Genomic DNA, 20,809 nt, shown 5'->3' on the forward strand with positions numbered 1-20,809 from the left:
GTACACCAGCGACGGAGGAGACGGCATGAGTCGTGAGCGGCGGACCGCGGGCCGTGCAGTGTTCCTCGCTACGGTGATGCTGTGTTCGGTGATCGCCGGCGGCGTCGGATTCGCGGGGGGCGCCGATGCCTCACAGAGTAGTTCGGCCGCAGTGGATCTTACGGCAGCTGGGGACGTGGCTGCACAGGTCGATGTCTCAGCGAGTAGCCTCTCGGGGAGTGGAACCGCGGACGATCCCTACGTGATCAATAACTCCTCACAGTTGCAGGCGATGGAGGACAACCTGGACGCTCACTACCGGCTGGGCAGCGACATCGACGCCTCAAACACCTCCACGTGGAACGGCGGGAACGGGTTTGACCCAGTTGGTAACGACACCGACCGATTCATCGGATCACTGGATGGGAACGGCCACACGATCACGGGACTCACGATTGACCGTCCAAATGAGGAGCACGTCGGGCTCTTCGGTGGTGTCGGGGAGTACAGTGCCGGAAGCGGCACCTCCGCGACGATCGTGAACGTATCGCTCACGAACGTCTCAGTCGTCGGAGATAGGCTCGTAGGGGGAGTCGCAGGACAAAGTGAAGGTACCGACGATCGCTTAAACCCGACTGAGATTCGGAACGTAACGGTGTCTGGCAACGTTACAGGTCAGAACAACCTCATTGGGCTGCTCGTCGGAAAGAGCAGCGGGGAAATAAGCGACGTGACAGTATCGGGCAAAGTCAAAGGCGACTTCAGGATCGGAGGGCTGGTCGGATTCAACACAGGTGATATAACCAACGTGGCGACAAGTGCCACCGTTACGACGGTAGCTGGAACAGAGCAGAACGGCGGTGATATGGGCGGGGTCGTTGGGCTCAATCAAGACGGACGTGTGATAAATGCGACGGCGTCCGGGGACGTCATCAGCGATAGCAACGATGTCGGTGGGATTGCGGGACGTAACGTCGAGCAGTATTCCGATGCCGCCGTCGTCCGTAATACGACCGCCTCTGGTGAGGTTGAGGGCCTCAACGGAGTCGGTGGGCTTGTTGGGACTAATGGTGGAACCGTAGCGCGCTCGACGGCCACGGGCAATATCACCAGCGTAACTCTGTCCTCCGAAGCCACCAACGATGAATTCGGTGGCCTCGTGGGGGGTAACGGAGGTTCAATAATGAACTCGACGGCGTCGGGTGATGTCAATTCGATGTCGGTCGGTGAAGACAACACAGATGAAGATACGGGCGGACTCGTTGGGTTGAACACCGGATCGATAGCGAACACGAAAGCGTCCGGCACTGTGAACGGTGAAAAGAACGTCGGAGGATTGGTCGGACGAAACGGAAATGGAGATACGATCCGAGATTCGTTTGCTGTCGGCCTCGTAGTCGGAGACGAAAACAAGGGAGGGGTGGTTGGTAACAACCTCGGAACAGTTGAGGATGCGTACTGGGATACGAAGACAGCCAACCGCTCTGACAGTAATGCGTCGAGGCTGCTAACCGCACAGATGCAGGGAGACGCTGCGCGGACGAATATGCCTGGACTCGACTTCGACACGGTCTGGCAGACCCAGCCGAGCGACTACCCGGCGTTGCGCAGTATGGATCAGCTAAATGCCGTTAACGATACCTTCACCACAGCGGAGAACACGACGCGAACTGTCTCCGCACCGGGCGTATTAGAGAACGATTCGGATCCAAACGGCGATCCGCTTACGGCTGCTGTGGTAAGCGGTCCGGCGAACGGGACATTAATATTCAACGCCGATGGAAGTTTCGAGTACACACCGGATCCGGGCTTTTTTGGGACGGACTCGTTCACCTACAACGCCAGTGACGGCACGTCAGCCGACACCGCGACGGTGATAATAAATGTTAGTGAGAGCGACGAGAAGGACTCACAGCGGGTCGACGTATCACCGAACGACCTCACAGGAAACGGGACCGAAGGTGATCCGTACGTAATCACCAACGCCTCGGAGTTGCAGGCGATGGAAGACGATCTGAGCGCCAACTACACGCTCGAAAACGACATCGACGCCTCGAACACATCGACGTGGAACGGGGGCAAGGGGTTCGATCCGGTCGGGGGGGTCGACGACAAAACCAACACGCCGGGGAGTTCGTTCAGTGGAACATTTGATGGAAACGAGTACACGATTACCGGACTTACCATCGCCCGCCAAAGCGAAGATTACGTGGGACTATTCGGCAATACCAGCGATAGCACCATCAAGGCAGTGACGCTGACAAGTGTCAGTGTGACTGGAAATGAGAACGTTGGGGGACTCGTCGGGGACCACAACGGAGGGACGATCCAAAACGTGTCGATAGGCGGAACCGTCACCGGGAAAGGTGCAGGCGTAGGGGGCAACCCGGGTGATGTCGGTGGATTAGCTGGCATCACAACCCGATCAACGGTCAGTAACGTTTCGGCAAGCGTGACTGTAACCGGTTTCAAACGCGTCGGTGGAGTGGTCGGTGTTACCGGCGACGATGTGGAAGTCAGAGACGTTTCTGCGACTGGTGATATAAAAGGGGAGAAATATGATGGTGTCTTCCCCGAGCATATCGGCGGGCTGATCGGCCTCAACAGGGGGTCAATCAGGACTGCTTCAGCGAGCGGAAAAGTCAACGGGTCTGATCGCGTCGGCGGATTAGCCGGGTGGAATGACGGTAACGGCAAAATCCGAAACGTTTCTGCGAGTGGTTCCGTTGAGGGTTTCCTCCAAACTGGCGGACTGGTGGGACTCAACAGTGGCACTATTGAGAAGGCATCCGCTTCAGGCGATGTCTTGGCAACATCTTCAGGTGGTGGCCTTGTTGGTATCAACAGCGGCAACATTACCAATGCGTGGGCCTCCGGGGCGGTCACGATCGAAGAAGACGGTCAGAATTTAAATACAGATTTCGCAGGTGGACTCGTCGCCGAGAACGATGGGACGATTGAGGACACGTTCGCCGTCGGGAAGGTCAGTTCCCAGGAGCCTCCGTCAAATGTGAGCGTCGGCGGCCTCCTCGCACAGAACTATATCACCACATACCCGCCCAAAGGAACCGTACGAGACTCATACTGGGATAGAGAAACGACCAATCGGTCGACCTCAGCCGAGAACGCTACAGCCCTAAATACTTCTCAGATGACCGGCGAGGCGGCACGCAGCAATATGTCGGGGCTGACGTACGGGGAAGTCTGGACGATCCGAACGAACGACTACCCGGTGTTGATCGACGATCCGAAGGGGCCGACTGCGAGTGACGATACGTACAGTACACCCGAGGACACGACGCTCACCGTCTCGGCATCGGCAGGCGTACTCGACAACGACTCGGATCCAGATAACGACACGCTCACCGCTGCGGTGGCGACGCGACCAACGAACGGCTCGCTGACGCTCTATGCGAACGGGAGCTTCATTTATCAGCCGGATGCCGACTTCGCCGGCACCGACTCGTTCACTTACAACGTCAGCGACGGAACGATCACGGACACCGCGACCGTCACGATCACCGTCACGCAGGTCAACGATCCGCCGACGGCAGTCGACGACAGCTACACCACGCCCGAGAATTCGACGTTGAGCGTCTCCGCGTCGGGCGTGTTGGCGAACGACTCGGACCCGGAAAACGACGTGCTCAACGCGACGCCCGTGAGCGATCCGACGAACGGATCGCTGACACTCAATGCTAGCGGAAGTTTTGAGTACACACCGGATCAGGGCTTTTTCGGGACGGATTCGTTCACCTACAACGCCACCGACGGTGAACTCAATAGCACGGCCACGGTCACTATCACGATCACCGAGCGCAACGATCCACCGACGGCAGTTGAGGACAGTTACACCACGTCCGAGAACACGGCGTTGAACGTCTCTGCGCCGGGCATATTGGATAACGATTCAGACCCGAACGGGGACACGCTGAACGCGACGCCCGTGAGCGATCCGAGGAACGGCTCGCTGACACTCAACGCCGATGGAAGTTTCGAGTACACGCCAGATACGGATTTCACCGGCACGGACTCGTTCACCTACAGCGCCACTGACGGCGAGCTCACCGACACGGCCACGGTGACGATCAACGTAACCGCCAAAGACGACACTGCGCCCGTGCTGAGCGATGCGGAGGCCGTGGCACGCGACGATCGGAGGTCCGTCGTCCGTGACGACGACGTGGTTGAGGTGAGTGTGAATGTGACCGACCCCGGAGGCAGTGTCATCACGTCCGTGACGGCCGACGCCAGCAGGTTCGGCGCAGGCACGGTGAGCCTGTCCGAGACGACCGTCGAAGGCGTCTACCGCGGCAGTTTCACCGTGAACGCGAGCAAACCACAGGCCAAGGACGGCTCAGAGTTGCTCAAGATCACCGCCACCGACGGTGCGGAGAACTCGGACTCGACCACGACGGGGTTCGCACTGACGCTCGACACGCAACCACCGGTGGCGAGGGCGACTGCCAACCAGACGAAGATAGACCCGGGCGACACTATCCGGTTCAACGCGAGCAGCTCCACCGACAACACCCGTCTCAACGAGCACCGGTGGGACATTATCGACTCGAACGATGATTTCGAGCGGCGGGGGTTCTTTGGCCTCACGAAGAGCGTCACGTACAGGTTCGCGTCGGCTGGGACGTACACGGTCGATCTCAACGTCTCTGACACCGCCGGCAACACGAACACAACGTCGATCACGGTCGATGTGGGTGAGACGAACCAGGCACCGACGGCGGCCGACGACACGTACACCACGCCGGAGAACACGACGCTGGACCCTGCATCGGATGTTCTCGAAAACGATTTCGATCCGAACGGCGACGTGCTGAGCGCAACGCTCGTGACCGGCCCGACGAACGGGACGCTTTCGCTGGCCGCGAACGGGAACTTCTCGTACACACCGAACGCGAACTTCACCGGCACCGACTCGTTTACCTACAACGCCACCGACCGCGAGTTCAATAGCACCGCCACGGTGACGATCACAGTCACCGCGGTCAACGACGCGCCGATCGCGCGCAACAACAACTACACGGTCAACGAGAGTACGGATCGGGATCTCTCCACGCTTGACGTCTCGGCACCGGGTGTCCTCGGCAACGACTCCGATCCCGACGGCGATAGCCTCTCGACGAGCGTGGTGAGCGGCCCGACGAACGGCACGCTCTCACTTGCTACCAATGGGAGCCTCTCGTACACCCCCTACCAAGGCTTCACCGGGACTGACTCGTTCACCTATGAAGCAAGCGACGGGGGTCTGACAGATACGGCGACGGTTACTATCACCGTGACGGAGACTAATCAGGCACCGATAGCGCGCAACGACAGCTACATCGCCTCCGAAAACCGGACACTAACAGTCTCGGCACCGGGGGTCCTGGACGACGATTCGGATCCGGACGGCGATTCGCTCACGGCCGATATCGTGAGTAGCCCCGATAACGGGACGCTCACGCTCGCTGCCAACGGGAGCCTCTCGTACACGCCTGCACCCGGTTTCAACGGCTCCGACTCGTTCACCTACGAGGCTAGCGACGGCAGTCGGACCGATACGGGGACTGTCATCATCACCGTTGAATCGGCAGGTTCACCCGATGGGACGGCGCCGACGCTCACGAATCCGGCGCTCACCGACGTGACTGACAGCGACGGGGTCGTCACCGGTGGCGACCGGATCGAAGCATCAGTAGCGGTCACCGACACCGGCGGGAGCGGACTCGCCGACGTGCTCCTCAATGCCAGCGGGTTCGGTGCCAGCAACGTCCCACTCACTGACGGCGACGACGGGATCTACAACGGAACGTTCACCGTCGACGCGGTTCGCGCTGGCCCCGACGGGACGGTCACGCCTCGGTTCGGTGCCGTCGATACTGCGGGCAACCGCAACCGGACGGTCGGACCGTCGCTGACGCTCGATACGACCGCTCCGGGCGTGTCGATCGACGCCAACAACACGACCGTCGGGGTCGGCGAGACGGTCGAATTCGTCGCGAACGCGGACGATGCGACCTCTTCGGTCGTGAGCTACACCTGGCAGCTCGGCGACGGAACGACCGCCAGCGGACCGACGGTGAACCACTCGTACGCCAGTACGGGGACGTATGCGGTCGAGGTCACGGTGACGGACGATGCCGGGAACACGAACACCACGACGGCCGCGATCACGGTTTCGCCCGAGGACCAGGCAGCGCCACCGGCCGATCCGGTCATCAGGGCACCCGAAGACGGGATCTACGCGCCCACCCGGAGCAGTACCCCCCAGATCAGCTACAACGCTACAGGCGTCATTGACTCCGGGGACGTCGGGATCGTAGTGAGAAACGCCACCGCGGGTAATGGCACCGTCGTCGCGAGCGAGGCGCCCGGAAGCGCCGAGGGAACTGAAGAGGTGCTCGTCCCCGCCGGATCGCTCTCCGGAGACGTCACGCTGAACGTCACGCTCGTGAACACTACGGAGGACAGGGTCTACGCGTCCGATCTAGTGAATCTCACGGCGGTGACCGCTCCGGCGATCCTCACGCCCGCGGACGACGCCTACGATCCGACGGCCGAGACCACCATCGGTACGTTCCACAACGCCGACGGCGTCATCGCGCCCGGTGACGTCGGCGTCCGTCTCCGGAACGTCACTGGGACGAACGACACGGTCGTCGCGAACAACGCGTCTACCTCCCTGCCCGTGGTCGGGACCGTCAACACGACGATCCCGACCGGAGCGATCGACGGCAACGTCACGCTGCGAGCCGAACTGTACAATACGTCTAACGGAACCACAGAAGCCGCCGGGCTCGTGAACCTCACTGCGCCAACGGACGGAGACGACGGAACGGACGAGGGGTTCGCCGAGCCCGCGCCGGTCGTCCTCGTCCCGAGTGACGGGACGTACGACCCCACCGAGGAGTTCACTGCCAGTATCGGGTACAACGCGACCGGGTTTGTCGCACCCGACGACGTCGAGATCCGCTTCCGGAACGCGACTGCGGGCAACGGCACGGTTGTCGCGACCGCGACCCCCGGAAGTCCGAGCGGCAACGCGGGAGTGACGATCCCCGCCGGCACGTTCGTCGGCGACGTCACGATCAACGTCACCCTCGCGAACGGTACGACAGACGCCGTCTACGCGTCCGAGCTGGTGAACCTCACCGCCGAGACACCCGACGATGATGGGGACAGCGCCCCGCCTGCGCCGGCGATCTTCGCGCCTGCGAACGCCACCTACGATCCGGACGCCAGGCTCAATTTCACCACGTTCCACAACGCCACTGGCGTCATCGCGCCCAGTGATGTCGGCGTCCGCCTCCGAAACGTCACCGGAACGAACGACACGGTCGTCGCCCGGAACACCTCCCTGCTCGTGGACGGCGAGGCCGACCTGCGAGTCGAAGCCGGGGCGCTCGACGGCAACGTCACCGTGCGAACCGAACTCTACAACACGTCGAGCCCCGGCGCCACGGCGGCCGAAACGATTACCAATCTGACCGTCGATTCGGCAGACGCGCCGCCGACTGCGGTGCCGTCCGTCGTCGCTTCGAACGTTAGCCACGCCGGCGGCACGCAGCCCGATCTTTCGAACGTCAGTCTGCACGCGGAGTTCTCCGGTGGCCTCCTTCAGGTCCAACTCAGAAACGAATCGTATGTGGGACTGAACAACGGTGGCGAACCGGGCGGTAACTACGAACTCGAAGGGGTCGGCGTCGACGACTCCACCCGGATTCGGGTGAACGTCACGGTCGCGAACTTCACGCCGCGGGTCCTGATCGGGTCGGCGCGCGACGTGAACTGGTCACGGACGCGCACCGCCGACGGCGACTGGACGCTCTCGATCACGGGGTCGCCGGTGGAGGTCCACTCGTACTTCGGTAACAACAACAATCCCCCGGACGAGTGGACTGGTTCGCTGACCGCGACGCAGTCCCAGAATCAGACTATCACGTACGCCGTCGACGGCCTCTCGACGGTCTCGCCGACGTACCGTGAGCGGCTGAACGGCAGCGTCTTCCTCACCGACGCCCAGCGGTTCGGAGCGCCGACGTACAACGCCTCGGCGACGCCCGACCGAGTCGAACTGGAGGTCGCGGCGCCGCACTACGAGACTGACGGCAAGACAGTCAACGAGGGCTTATTCGAGGCGTACATCCCGCCGTCACTGCTTGACGAGTGGGGCGTGAGCGCCTCGGACCTCGTCGGAAAGTTCGACGGCACGCGAAAATCGACCACCGTCTCGACGACGCCGGACGGCGGGGCGCGCGTCTCCTTCGACGTCACCTACTCCGAAGAGACCGCCGTAGTGACGTACAACGGATCCGATTCGACCGCGCCGACGGTTCTCGCCCCCGGTGATAGCGGATACGTTCCCAGTGAGCGCACGAATCTATCACTCGACTATAACGCCACGGGCGTCATCGCGCCCAGTGACGTCGAGATCGTGGTGAGAAACGCCACCGCGGGCAACGGCACCATCGTCGGAAACGCGACTCCTGGAAGCGTGAACGGAACGACGAGAATCGCGATACCCGCCGGCACGCTCTCCGGAGACGTCACCCTGAACGTCACGCTGGTAAACGCTACGGATCGCATAGTCTACGCGTCTGATCCCGTAACCCTCACGGCTGAGACGGTGGATGACGGCGGTGGACAAGAAGGCGGGGGAGAGGGCGGCATCGCCCTGCCCCCCTCGCCGGGTGTCACACTCACGACGAGCGACCTCGCGGCGGAGACGCTGTCGAGCCTCGACGTGACATTCAATGTGTCCGGTGAATCCGTCGATGCGAGCGACGTGGAACTGTGGCTGTACAACGCGAGCGACGGTCGGGAACTGGTCGGTAAGACGACGCAGGTCGGGACGAAGAGCGGACTCAGTGCGGTCACCGTGCCGGCGGACGAACTCGGTGGCGGCGCGTTCACTGCCGAGATCCAGGTGGTTGCCAACAGCACGGGCTCACCACTCGTGCTGGCGAACAGCTCGAGCATCGTCTTCGCATACGAGGGCGTCTCGACGAGCGTCGGCGCACAGACAGTGACCGATGCGGAAGGCGAGGGGATCGAAGTCACGTACGATCTCGGCAATATCGCCCCGGAGAACGCGACGATCCGGCTGGCGGAGACGACGATCGGCTCCGGATTGGGAACCAGATCGGTCCCCGTGAGCGATTCATCGGGAACGGCGACGGTCGAGGTGAACGCGTCTGAACTCAACCGCAACGCGACCTTCCAGGCGTACATTCTGGACGAGAACCGCGGTCGACCGGTCCAATCCTCGATCAGCCACGGAGCCGTCGGTTTCGACGGCTCACCGACGCCGTCGATCACCGACGCGTCGGTCTCTTACGCGAACGGGAGCGATGTCTCGGGGGTGGAAGTGAACGCCTCATTCGACTTCCAGCACAAGGCGGTGGACTGGTACCTCCATCCGGACGGCCAACCCGATACGCGCGAGATTGGTACCGCCGCAGGGATCGACAGCGACACCCGTCTGCGCGTGAACGTGACTGTCGAGAACTTCGATCCGCTGTTCGCCGTCGGTACGGCGAACGCCACGGACTGGGAGACGACGCAAATCGACGGGAACACGACCCGGATCACGTTCGCCCTGACGCCCGCCGAAGCGGACTGGGACGAACGGATCACGAATCCCGATCCCAGGGAGTGGCCCCTCGTGAACGGATCGGCGACCGTCTCCTACGACGCTATCGTCGATATCACGACTTTCTCGCTGGAGGGTCAGCAGACCGGCCGGGAGCGTCTCCGCGGCGGACTCATCGCCAGCGACGCGCAAGCGTTCGCCCCACCACAGTACACGCTCCCGTCGAACGGCGACCCCGGAGCGCTGGAGATCGCCGTGGCGTCACCGCACTACGAGCCGGACGGCCGAACCGTGAGCACCGGGTTCTACCGCGCGATCATCCCCGACGCGATCATCGCCGACTGGGGCGTCTCACCGAGCCAGCTCACCGCGACGTACCAGGGCAAGCGCGCCCCGCTGACTGTCAGGCAGCTGCCGAGTGGCGGCGTGCGCGTGTTCACGCCGATCGGGTACTCCTCGGGGACAGTGTCGGTGACAGGCAACACCTCTGCGCCACAGGTGACGACCTTCGAGGCGATGAACCCGACCGGACGGGACGTCAATCTCACAATCGAGGTGGACAGAGAGCTCGACGAGATCGCGGTGAATCTGAGCGGACCTGAATCCGCCGTTCTCACCGAGGCGGACTTCGAAGAGACGCAGCACTCCGACGGTTCGTACACCTACAACGCGTCGTATGCGGCCGGCACAGACGGGACCTACGAAGCGGCGCTCGAGACCGCCGTCGATACGTCCGGAACCGGGATTACCGCGACTGTCGAAGACAGCGTCTCGGTCGAGGGCAGCACGGCCAACTTCACTGCGTCGATCGCCGGGACGAACGAACCAGTCGTGGCCGGCGAGACGCTAGAGATCACGGCGACGATCGAGAACGTTGGGAACGAGTCGGGGACCCAGCAGGTGTCGCTGAACGCTGGCGGCCAGGAACGCGACACGGAGTCGGTACAGTTAGATCCGGGTACCAATACGACGGTTACACTCAGTTGGACGACTGCAGAGAGCGAAGACGGCACGTACCAAGCGACAGTCGCGACCGAGCACGACACGGCCTCGACTGCGGTTCAGGTCCGAGAACCCGCGTTCGTCGACATCACGATCGACTCGACGAATGCGCCGGTAGTCGTCGGTGAGCACCTCACAGTCACCGCGACGATCGAGAACACCGGAGACGTGAGCGGGACCCAGACGATCAGGCTGTCGGTGAACGGCACAGAACGGAACAGCACGACACGCACGCTCGGCCCTGCGGAGTCGCAGGAAGTCCAACTGACGTGGAATACGACCGGTGTCGACGCTGAACGGTACACCGTCGAAGTCGCGAGCAGCGACGACATAGCGACCGGGACCGTGAGCGTTCAGGCCGCGGCGGCAAACATCTCCGTCGATTCGTCGTCGCTCTCGACGGACACGACCACGGCCGGAGGGACAGTCACCGTCACGGCGACGGTGAACAACACGGGAGCGGTCGCCGGCACGGAAACGATCGCACTGTCCGCAGGCGATACGCAGCTAGCGATGCAGGAAGTGACGATCGACGCCGGCAACACGACCGAGATCACCTTCGCTGAGTACGGCGCATCGCTCGACCCCGGCACTTACGAAGTCCGCGTCGGGAACCGAAGTGCGGGGACGCTCACCATCGAGGAATCGTCGTCGGGGACCGGAGCGCCCGGCTTCGGCGTCGGGACCGCGGTCGGGGCGCTGGTCCTCGTCGCGCTGTGGGCGCGCAGGCGACGCTGACCGCCGCCCTTCCGAGTGCCGACGGAAGCCGAGAGCAAATATCTATATATTCCTGCGATAATCCCGGAATATGCCCAAAATAAGCGTGGAGATCCCACAAGAGCTTCTTACTGACCTCGACGAACACGTCGGGGACGACGGAAAGTTCGTCAACCGGAGCGACGCCGTTCGAGCGTCGATCCGCAAGACGCTGGATATGCTCGACGAGATCGATTCCCGCCACGGCCGCTTAAACGACGATGAGTGAGACGCGAAGCCAGATCGGCTCCGTCGCGCTCGTGGCACTGTTCGTGACGGCGCTGACGACGGCGCAGCTCACGGCATCGAAACTGTTGGCCTTCGGGCTCCCCGTCGAGGTACCTGTGACCGGGGCGACGATCATCCTCCCGGGGGCCGCGCTGGCGTACGCGCTGACGTTCTTCGCCTCCGATTGCTACTCCGAACTGTACGGGCGCCGCGCGGCGCAGGTGATGGTCAACGTGGGATTCGTGATGAACTTCGTCCTCCTGGCCCTCGTGTGGAGTACGATCCTCGCGCCCGCGGCGAACCCAGAGAGCGCCTCGCAGTACCGCGCGGTGCTCGCCCCGGGGACGAACATCGTCATCGGCAGCCTCCTGGCCTACGTCGTGAGTCAGAACTGGGACGTCCTCGTCTTCCACCGCATCCGCGACGCCACCGGCGAGTCGATGCTGTGGCTCCGTAACATCGCCTCGACGGCCACGAGCCAGGCGATCGATACGGTCATCTTCGTCGTCGTCGCGTTCTACGTCGCGCCGCGGGTGCTCGGCTTCGGGGACCCGTTCTCCGTTTCGGTCGTGCTCTCGCTGATCGTCGGGCAGTACCTGTTGAAGCTCCTCATCGCACTGATCGACACGCCGTTCGTCTACGCCGTCGTCGGCGCGCTCGGCGGGTCGCAGATCTCGGGCGGCGAGGACGCCTGGGCAGCGAAATAACCGCGGTTCATTCCTCGTCGACGACCTCTGCGAACCCGTAGTCGGACTTGACGTCCGTGATCCGGATCCGGACTGTATCGCCCGTCTCTACCCCCGGAACGAACACGGTGTAGCCGTCGATCTTCACCACGCCGTCGCCCTCGCTGCCGACGTCGTCGACGACAGCGTCGCGTTCGTCGCCCTCCGAAACCGGGGCCGTGACGCGGTGCTTCCCGACCAGATACAGTTCCGAGGAGGAGTCGCGGGAGGCCTCGGGACGGATCGACCGGACGTACTCGAACTCGTCGTCGACGTCGTCTTTCAGGTCGTCGAGGTCCTGTCCGTCGAACACCTTCGCGACGAAGTCGCCGCCGGCCGGGAGCAACTCCAGCGCCACTTCCAGCGCCTGTCGCGCGAGGTGCACCGAGCGCGCGTGATCGACGGAGTACTCGCCGGTCATATTCGGGGCCATATCGGAGATCACCACGTCCGCCCCGTCCTCGCCGACTCGCTCGCGGACTTCAGCTTTCGTCTCCTCGTCGGTCATATCGCCACGGATCGTCTCGACGTTCTCGCGCTCCAGTTCCCGAATCCGCTGGAAGTCGACGCCGACGACGGTCCCCTGCTCGCCGATCGCCTCGCTGGCGACCTGGAGCCAGCCGCCGGGGGCCGCACCGAGGTCGACGACTGTGTTCCCGGGACCGAACAGGCCGGCGTCCTCGTCCAGTTGTTTCAGTTTGTACGCCGAACGAGCCCGGTAGCCCTCCTGTTTGGCCCTGTTGTAGTACTCGTCTCGATCAGTCATACGGTTCTCACCAACTCCGCTGATGTGCTCCGCGTTGATACCGGAGGCGAATTCGCGCTCATACCCCACGGGACGCCGCCGACCCGGAAAGGGACATCGGATGGGGGCGGCCGCCTCGACTGTACTCGCCGTTGGACCGATACCGGGTATCTCACCCCGACGATCCGCGGGCGAGCCTGAACGAGGCTGCCACGCGTCGAACGACTTACCCGCGGAGCAGCCTGACGACCTCGTCGGTTACCCCCGTCCTGACAGCGAGGATATACGCTCTGCCGGGTTCGAACACCGTGTCCGGTCCCGGGAACTGATCGCTCTCGTTGTCGGCGACGACGACCGCGCCACGCGGTAACGAGACGGCTTCGAGCGTCTTTCCGGCAACAGGGGCGTTCTCGCTGACGGTGATCTCCATCAGTTCGAGGTCGTCGGTTATCTCCTCGATCGTTCTGACGCCGCCGTCACTGATCTTTATGACCTCGTTGGCGGCCGCATACGCGGCCAGTTCCTCCGGGTAGACCACCGCATCGACCATCTCTTCGTACTCCTCGTCGTCACCGTGATCGATCCGAGCGACAGTTCGGATATCCGGCGCGATCCGCTGGCCGGTCATACAGATCCCCAGGTTCGTCATCGCCCCGTAGCTCGTCAGCGAGGCCAAGACGTCGCTGCGCGCTAAGTCAGCCTGGCGGAGAATACTCGGTCGGCCGCCGTCACCGTGAATGACACTCGCGATGTACTGGTCGCTCAGAAAGTCCGCACGGTCCTCGTCCTTCTCGATAATGACGACGTCGTGACCACGGTTGTCTAATCGGCGCGCTGTGTGGTAGCCGACGTGCTTGCCACCGACGATCACGACCCGGAGGTCATTGACCGGCATCGTCTCAGATAACAGCCCCCTCGGTACTGAGTGTTGTGGGTGCGGGCTCCGCTGTTGGCCGCGGTCTCGCTCTCGGAACTGGCGACCGGAATGCCGAAAGCCGACCAGCGTTACTCCCACGCGAATCGTACTCTTGGTCCCTTCTTTGGGAGTATCGTCGGCTAGGAGCTCCGGGCCAGGCCGCCGTTCGCGTCGGCGTTCTGTATGATCTGGTCCGGCCGGCCCTGTTTTCGGGACTCTGACAGTACGTCGACTCCCTCGCCTGGGGCCGGATCGGGATCACTGTCGCCGCGCTTCGCACTCCGGCACTGCGTGTACGGCACGCTCCGCGTAACCCACCTCCCCGGCCGATTCCCTCACTCCGCCCTGGAATCGAATTCCTGGTACACGACGTGCCCGCAGGCCTTGCAGTGCGACGCGTCCCGATCGTGGTACTCCAACCCACACTGGGGGCACGTCACGTTGATCTTCTCCTTGGACGTCCACTCCTTGACGAACGTACTCGCCTGCCGCGGGATGACGATGATCGCGGCCAGTATCGACCCCACGGAGACCCACCTGCCGGCGGTCGTGACGGGGATGATATCGCCGAACCCGGTCGTTGTCAGGGTGATCACGGCGTAGTAGAAGGCGTCGCCGAACGTCGTGACGTTGGGGTTCGCCGCCTGCTCGACGCTGTAGAACACGCCGGCGGAAACGAACAGGAGAATCACAATCGTCAGCAGGAGTCTCCCGGCGCGCAACGTGTTGTCGGTGACGGTCCCGAAGAAAAACTCCGCATCGTCGGTGAATCGGTAGAACCGCAGCACGCGGATGACTCGAAGCGCCCGTAGAAAGCCAATCTCTAACGCGCTAATCGAGACCGGCGACAGGAAGACCAACAGCGTCGGGACAATCGCAATCAGGTCAATCAGCATATACCCGTTGAGAAATTCTGCCCGCCGGTCTGGGGCTCCGTACAGTCGGAGCAGGTATTCTCCGGCGAAGATGAACGCAACGCCGACTTCGAGGTTCCACAGGAGCGCTCGGAGCGAGGCGGCAATCGGGTACGTTTCGGCGACGACGACGCCGACGAACAGCAGATTCAGTCCCAGCAGGCCGATATCGATCGCCTTTCCGAGGACTGTCTCGTGATCCAGGAGGTAAAACTGAACCAACTCACGACGGTCCCGTTCGCCCGGAGCGGATACATCGGGGCCCATACGGAGTAGTGGGCAATCGGACGTAAAGAAGCGGGCCACCGCCGACGTCGTCGGCCCGCTCCCGACGACGGACGGTAGCATCCACCGGAATCGTTCTCACCGTCCGTCGGGGCGGTTCGCACCGTGCCCGGCCCGGACTTCCGCGCAGTGCGATCGCTCCGTCACACGGTGAGGGCCCGGACGCGAACGCAGCGTCCGATCGGACCCAATCTTTACTCTCTCAGTGTCCTATGGTACGATTTGTCAGCGCCGCTGGCCGTCTATGAGAGTCTCCCGTCTCACGAGCGCGCTCCGACCGCACCGCCGAACGCTCGCGTCCGCCCGATCCGCGTGGCCCCGAGTGCTCGCGTTACTGGCCGGTGTGGGCCTCCTCAGCGCCGTGCTCTCCGTGCTCTACGGCATCACGAACGTCGTCGGCGGGACCGCGTGGCTGGCCCTCGCCGCTCTGCTCGCGTTCGTCGGTGCGACGGCGGCGCGCGACCGCTCTCTCGAGACCGGACTCGGGGTCGGCGGCGTCCTGCTCGTACTCGGAGTCGGCGGGCATCTCCTCTCACTGCCGGACACGTACGCGGCAGTCACCTCGCTCCGCGTTCTGCGGGACCTCGTCGTTCTGGTCTTCGGCGACCTCACCTTGCTGCGGATCGTTCGCGCCGACCTCTGGGCGGTCGGGATCGCTCCTGCCCCGATTTTCGCCACCTGGTACCTCCTGCTCCGCCGGCAGTACGCCCTCGCTGCCTGGATCGGCGGACTCACGCTCGGATTCTTCTTGCTCACCGGCGACGCCGGCCGTACCGCCGCCCTCGGTGGCGTCACGAGCGCGCTCGCGGTGCTGGGCTTTGGAACGCTCGACCGGTCGGGGGCGTCGTGGACCCAGATCCGCGAACTCGGGATCGTCCTCGCGGCCGCCGTCGTGCTCGCCCGGGTGGCGCGCCCCGTCACCGCCGCGGTGTTCTCGCCGTCCGGAGACGCGTCGTTCTCCGGGGGGACGAACGCCGCTGGACTCACGACGGTCGAGGGGAGTCTCAACGAGGCAGCGGGTCGGATCGACATCCGCGGGACGCTCTCGCTCTCGTCGACGGTCCGCTTCACCGTGACGGCAGACCGCGCCGCGCTCTGGCACGTCGCCGCCTACGATCGGTTCACCGGCGACGGGTGGGTCCGCTCGGGCGATCCCAACGACTACGACGATTCGCTGCGTTCGCCCCCCGGCGAAACCGAGACGATCGAACAGCGGTTCGAGGCCGAGACGGCAGTTGAGACGATGCCGGCCGCCTGGAACCCGGTCAGCGTCGGCTCCGACGTCGCGTCTCGGACCCGGGTTACGGCCCTCGGCGGACTCCAACCGACCCAGTCGTTCGCCGCAGAGGAGTCGTACTCGGTCACGAGCGAACGGCCGATCCGGGACCCCGCTGCGCTCCGGGACGCGACGGGGTCGATCCCGGATGAGATCCGCGACCGCTACCTCCAGCTCCCGGCCAACACGCCGGGCCGCATCGGCCGGTTCGCGGCCGAACTCACCGCGGACGCCGAGACGCCGTTCGAAAAAACAGTCACGATCGAGCAGTGGCTCGAAGACAACCGGGAGTACTCTCTCGACGTCACTCGCCCGGACGGGAACGTCGCGGACGCGTTCGTCTTTCGGATGGACCGCGGCTACTGCGTCTACTTCGCGACGGCGATGACGGTGATGCTCAGAACGCTCGACGTGCCGGCGCGGTTCGCGGTGGGGTACTCGACGGGACAACAGGTCAGCGAGACCGAGTGGGTGGTTCGCGGCTTCAACTCCCACGCGTGGGTCGAAGTCTACTTCCCCGAGATCGGGTGGGTCGCCTTCGATCCGACGCCCAGCGGGCCGCGGCAGACGGTCCGACAGCGCCGGCTGCAGACCGTCCGCCAGTCGAACCGCAGCGGTGTCGACACCGCCCGAACGCGTCTCAGCGCGGCGCGGTCGACTGCCACCGCGTCGGACAACGCGACACCCACCCCAGCGGCCACCGGTTCCGCCACCGAGCGCGCGACGACGACGTCCACCCCCCCGAATCAGAGCCGGATCGACGAGCAGCGCGGCGCGGTCGCGGCCGACACCGCCCCGGTCACGCTGACGCCCGACTCGTCGTCCGGCACCGAGTCCGAATCCGCCGTCACTCGGCGCTCACTCCTCACGGACCTTTCCGGGCCCGACGGACTGGCGCTCGCGGCCGGAGCCGTCGGCCTCGCACTCGGTGCGTCGAAGGTTGGCCTCCTGCAGCGCGGCCTTCGAGCCGTCGACCGGTACTGGCAACCCGCCACGGATTCGCCCCGACAGGACGTCGAACGAGCGTTCGACCGCGTCGAGGCCGTCCTCGGGCGGCAGTACCGGTCTCGACGGGACGGCGAAACCCGCCGCGAGTACGTCGCGGCCGTCCAACAGCGCGGCACGCGGGACGACCGGCTGGACCGGCTGGTCCACCTCTACGAGCACGCGGTGTACAAAGGAGCCGTCTCACGGCAGCGCGCGGACGAGGCACGGGAGATCGCGACCCAGATCAGCCGGGAGGCCTCCCTCCTCTGGCGGCTCCGTCGCGGGACGGACCGGTAGTCAGCGGTCCCGAGACGACGTCGCGCTCCCCCGACTCCATCGCGCGCGTGAACAAGAATCAGGAGTATTTTTAAGCCCGCTGTCGTACCTGCGCGCATATGTTCAAGGCCATCGTGGGCGCGTCTACGCTCCAGGACGCACTCGACTCGGTGAGTGTGCTGGTCGACGAGTGTAAGATCCGGCTGAACGAGGACGAGCTGTCGATTCGCGCGGTCGACCCCGCGAACGTCGGGATGGTGGATCTCTCGCTCGATGCGGCCGCGTTCGAGTCCTACGAGGCCGACGGAGGCGTCATCGGCGTCAACCTCGCGAAGCTCGAAGACTTCGTCGGGATGGCCTCGGGTGACGAACTGGTCGAACTCGAACTCGACGAGGAGACGCGGAAGCTCAACATCCGGATGGACGGCCTCTCCTCGACGCTGGCGCTCATCGATCCCGACTCGATCCGCCAGGAGCCCGACATCCCCGACCTGGACCTCTCCGCAGAGATCGTGCTGGAGGGGGCCCAACTGGACCGCGGGATCAAGGCCGCCGATATGGTCTCAGATCACGTCCGCCTCCGCGTCGACGCCGCCGACGAAGCCTTTCACATCGAGGCCGAGGGCGACACCGACGACGTGGACTTCGAACTCGACGCCGAGGACCTGATCGCGCTCACCGCCGGGTCGGCCGATTCGCTGTTTTCGCTCGACTACCTGAAAGATATGAACAAGGCGATCCCGAAAGACGCCGAGGTGACGATCGAACTCGGTGAGGAGTTCCCGGTGAAGATCCACTACGCGGTCGCCGAAGGACAGGGCAACATCACGTACATGCTCGCGCCGCGGATCCAGAGCGAGTAACCGTCTCGGCTCACCAGCACCGACCCGAGGCTCACCCGCGGTGGCGATCGATGACGCGCTTTGCCGCCTCGGCCTTCTCCTTCCACCCGTACCCCGACTCGTAGACGTGGCGCTTCGACTCGACGAGCGCCTCCGGGGAGGACTCCTCGAAGCCGCCGCGAGCCCACGCGCCGCTCTCTTCGAGCCACTCGACCACGTTCGCTTTCGTCTCCGACCACGAGAGCCCGACCATCTCGTACCACGCGACCATCGCGAACACCGCGTTGTCGTGGCAGCCGGGGACGCTCCCGTTCGTGTATATGGTCCGCATCGGCTCTCTGGTCGGCTCGGAGACCTGCTCGCGGAACTCGGCGGCGGTCCGAAGCCTGAGGACCTCGTTGCGCTTCGTGACGCGCTCGTCGCGCGTGAGGCGATCGAGCGCTGCGCGGTGGAGCGCCCCCCACTCGCCATCGACCGCGTCGTAGAGCGCCGTCTCGGCGACCGGACCGGCCGAGAGCTCCGCGATGACGTCGGTGTAGGCCTTCTCGACGTCCGGCCAGGGCGTCCCCTCGAACTCGCAGCCGGCGTCGTGGAGGCTGTTCGTGGCCCGGCAGTCGGGACACGGGTAGTCGAACTGCGGCACAGCCACGAGAACGCCGCCTGCGGTCTTAGGTGCCACGGTGTCCCCGCCGTCGCTTCCGGCCGTCACCCTGACCGTCGTGTTTATTCGGCGGCGGTCGAAACAGATGGGCGATGCCGATCGATCCGCTCTACGCCCGCTATCCCTTCTTCGACGGGGCGCGTGAGGCCGTTCGCGAGGCGGATCTCTCCCCGGCGGCACTCATCGCCGAGGACGCGCCCGCCGTCGAGCGCGGCCGCGAGCGGGTCGAACGCGCGCTGATGGAGGGCACCGTCGCGGCCGAGGAGCCGGGACGCTGGGACCGACGCGAGCAGTTGCTCTCGTATCCGATCGCGCGCATCCTGGTCTCGCTGATCGATACGCCCGCCGCGGTGGACAAGTACGCGACGGCGGAGGCGACGACCGCGCGCGAGCGGTTCCGCGCGGACTTCTCGGAACCCGACGAGGGCCCCGCGAGCCGACGGACCGCATCGCTCGAAACGGTCCTCCGGGAGTTCGACCTCGAAGGAACCGTCCGTCCGGACCGGGGCAACGGGCCGGGCGACCGCCGCGAGCGAACGGGCGCCTCCCGGTCGCCGTCGCACTACTGGGTCGCGCTGGGCCCGTATCTCGACTTCGCCGAATCCGACTGGGGGAGTCGTTGGCGGCTCGTCAACCGCGAGGTCGAAGACGGCGAGGTCCGAATCGCTTCCGATCAACTGTACCGACTCCTCGAGGCCGCCGTCGAGGATCGGGTGGCGGCGGGACTCCCCGTCGAGGTGCGCGGGACCGACGGCGGCGACGCCATCGCGGACGCGCTCGACCCGACCGTCGCGGCGCTCAAATCCCTCCTCGACGATCACGACACGGGCGCGCACGCCGGGGACGAAGCGGTCGTCCCGGCGCTGTTCCCGCCGTGTATGAAAGCGCTGGTCCGCCGGGCCAGAGAAGGCGAGTCGCTGTCGAGCCACGCGGAGTTCTCGCTGGTCTCGTTCCTCGTGGCGTTCGGGATGGACGACCAGGACGTGGTGACGCTTCTGGACGTCGGCGAGGACAGTCCGGCGGACGACGCTGCCGGGGGATCTCCGAACGAGTCCGCGGCGGACGAGGACCGCCCGCCCGCCGAGCGGATCCGTGCTCGTGTCGAGTATCTCGCCGATACCGACAGCACCCAGTTCCCACCCCCGTCGTGTACGACGATGCAGTCCTACGGAATCTGCGTCGATCCCGACGAGCGGTGTGAGACGATCTCACATCCCCTGTCGTACTACACCAGCGCTGTCAGCGAGGCTGGCGACGTCCGGGACTGGCGGGACGCGGCGAACGGCGACTGAGACTGATTACTCTCGTCTCTTACCGCCGGGGCGCCGTCAGCGGGGGTGGCGCTCGGCGGTAACACGTGAGAGTAATCAGTATGAGAGGCGGCACCCCGGGGACGACCGCAGTCACTCGCCGAGGTAGACGCCCGCTCCTGCCATCACGAGAATGAAGAGGGCGATCGATCCGACGAGGGCGAGCCCCCCGGTGTCCCCGAGGTCGGGCCCGAAGGTGGCACCGATGCCGATGAACACGGCGAAGAAAACGCCGACAGAGACGATAGAGACGACGATCTTCCGCCGCATCTCCGCGTCGATATCCATACGTCCGAGTTTCCGTGGCCGTTCTAAAAG

Annotated in this window: 11 protein-coding genes; 6 read left to right on the forward strand and 5 right to left on the reverse strand. The window is 64.4% G+C overall.

What is annotated here, in order from left to right:
- Nucleotides 1-25: 25 nt before the first annotated feature.
- From BLU74_RS04290 to BLU74_RS04300, 3 genes are all read left to right on the forward strand, one after another.
- A complete protein-coding gene (locus BLU74_RS04290) occupies nt 26-11,308 on the forward strand; it encodes an Ig-like domain-containing protein (protein ID WP_089765574.1) in 11,283 nt (3,760 codons plus the stop codon).
- A gap of 70 nt (nt 11,309-11,378) precedes the next feature.
- Nucleotides 11,379-11,555, forward strand: coding sequence for a ribbon-helix-helix domain-containing protein (locus BLU74_RS04295; RefSeq protein ID WP_089765575.1), 177 nt, complete (start codon nt 11,379-11,381; stop codon nt 11,553-11,555).
- Nucleotides 11,548-12,261, forward strand: coding sequence for a queuosine precursor transporter (locus BLU74_RS04300; protein WP_089765577.1), 714 nt, complete (start codon nt 11,548-11,550; stop codon nt 12,259-12,261). Before BLU74_RS04295 ends, BLU74_RS04300 begins: the two co-directional genes overlap by 8 nt.
- A gap of 7 nt (nt 12,262-12,268) precedes the next feature.
- Here the strand turns inward: BLU74_RS04300 and BLU74_RS04305 are convergent, their stop codons facing one another.
- The 3 genes from BLU74_RS04305 to BLU74_RS04315 form a co-directional block, all read right to left on the reverse strand.
- Nucleotides 12,269-13,045 carry a 23S rRNA (uridine(2552)-2'-O)-methyltransferase gene (locus BLU74_RS04305; RefSeq protein ID WP_089766081.1) on the reverse strand — a complete coding sequence of 259 codons (777 nt, stop codon included), beginning with the start codon at nt 13,043-13,045 and terminating at the stop codon, nt 12,269-12,271.
- A 205-nt stretch (nt 13,046-13,250) separates the two neighbouring features.
- Nucleotides 13,251-13,919, reverse strand: coding sequence for a potassium channel family protein (locus tag BLU74_RS04310; protein ID WP_089765579.1), 669 nt, complete (start codon nt 13,917-13,919; stop codon nt 13,251-13,253).
- A gap of 356 nt (nt 13,920-14,275) precedes the next feature.
- Nucleotides 14,276-15,121: an ion transporter gene (locus BLU74_RS04315; protein WP_089765581.1), complete on the reverse strand. Its 846-nt coding sequence runs from the start codon at nt 15,119-15,121 to the stop codon at nt 14,276-14,278.
- 262 nt (nt 15,122-15,383) lie between these two features.
- Here BLU74_RS04315 and BLU74_RS04320 point away from each other — a divergent pair, with 262 nt between their 5' ends.
- Together BLU74_RS04320 and BLU74_RS04325 are read left to right on the forward strand one after the other, a co-directional pair.
- Nucleotides 15,384-17,699: a transglutaminase TgpA family protein gene (locus BLU74_RS04320; RefSeq protein ID WP_139175641.1), complete on the forward strand. Its 2,316-nt coding sequence runs from the start codon at nt 15,384-15,386 to the stop codon at nt 17,697-17,699.
- 98 nt (nt 17,700-17,797) lie between these two features.
- Nucleotides 17,798-18,541 carry a DNA polymerase sliding clamp gene (locus BLU74_RS04325; protein ID WP_089765584.1) on the forward strand — a complete coding sequence of 248 codons (744 nt, stop codon included), beginning with the start codon at nt 17,798-17,800 and terminating at the stop codon, nt 18,539-18,541.
- A 31-nt stretch (nt 18,542-18,572) separates the two neighbouring features.
- On the opposite strand, the gene BLU74_RS04330 is transcribed toward BLU74_RS04325, so the two are convergent.
- Nucleotides 18,573-19,163: a DUF7474 family protein gene (locus BLU74_RS04330; RefSeq protein ID WP_089766084.1), complete on the reverse strand. Its 591-nt coding sequence runs from the start codon at nt 19,161-19,163 to the stop codon at nt 18,573-18,575.
- 110 nt (nt 19,164-19,273) lie between these two features.
- On the opposite strand from BLU74_RS04330, the gene BLU74_RS04335 reads away from it, so the two are divergent.
- Complete coding sequence (locus tag BLU74_RS04335; protein WP_342702052.1) at nt 19,274-20,473, forward strand: DNA primase large subunit PriL; 1,200 nt, start codon at nt 19,274-19,276, stop codon at nt 20,471-20,473.
- Nucleotides 20,474-20,584: 111 nt separating this feature from the next.
- Here BLU74_RS04335 and BLU74_RS04340 read toward each other — a convergent pair whose 3' ends face one another.
- Nucleotides 20,585-20,779, reverse strand: coding sequence for a DUF7472 family protein (locus BLU74_RS04340; RefSeq protein ID WP_089765586.1), 195 nt, complete (start codon nt 20,777-20,779; stop codon nt 20,585-20,587).
- Between the last annotated feature and the right edge of the window lie 30 nt (nt 20,780-20,809).

This window comes from Halobellus clavatus (assembly GCF_900107195.1).
Classification (GTDB): Archaea; Halobacteriota; Halobacteria; order Halobacteriales; family Haloferacaceae; genus Haloquadratum; species Haloquadratum clavatum.

Bases quoted from the DNA above. Each gene is read 5' to 3' on its own strand.
- BLU74_RS04290 (WP_089765574.1), top strand. From the start codon at position 26: ATGAGTCGTGAGCGGCGGACCGCGGGCCGTGCAGTGTTCCTCGCTACG.
- BLU74_RS04295 (WP_089765575.1), top strand. From the start codon at position 11,379: ATGCCCAAAATAAGCGTGGAGATCCCACAAGAGCTTCTTACTGACCTC.
- BLU74_RS04300 (WP_089765577.1), top strand. From the start codon at position 11,548: ATGAGTGAGACGCGAAGCCAGATCGGCTCCGTCGCGCTCGTGGCACTG.
- BLU74_RS04305 (WP_089766081.1), bottom strand. From the start codon at position 13,045: ATGACTGATCGAGACGAGTACTACAACAGGGCCAAACAGGAGGGCTAC.
- BLU74_RS04310 (WP_089765579.1), bottom strand. From the start codon at position 13,919: ATGCCGGTCAATGACCTCCGGGTCGTGATCGTCGGTGGCAAGCACGTC.
- BLU74_RS04315 (WP_089765581.1), bottom strand. From the start codon at position 15,121: ATGGGCCCCGATGTATCCGCTCCGGGCGAACGGGACCGTCGTGAGTTG.
- BLU74_RS04320 (WP_139175641.1), top strand. From the start codon at position 15,384: ATGAGAGTCTCCCGTCTCACGAGCGCGCTCCGACCGCACCGCCGAACG.
- BLU74_RS04325 (WP_089765584.1), top strand. From the start codon at position 17,798: ATGTTCAAGGCCATCGTGGGCGCGTCTACGCTCCAGGACGCACTCGAC.
- BLU74_RS04335 (WP_342702052.1), top strand. From the start codon at position 19,274: ATGCCGATCGATCCGCTCTACGCCCGCTATCCCTTCTTCGACGGGGCG.
- BLU74_RS04340 (WP_089765586.1), bottom strand. From the start codon at position 20,779: ATGGATATCGACGCGGAGATGCGGCGGAAGATCGTCGTCTCTATCGTC.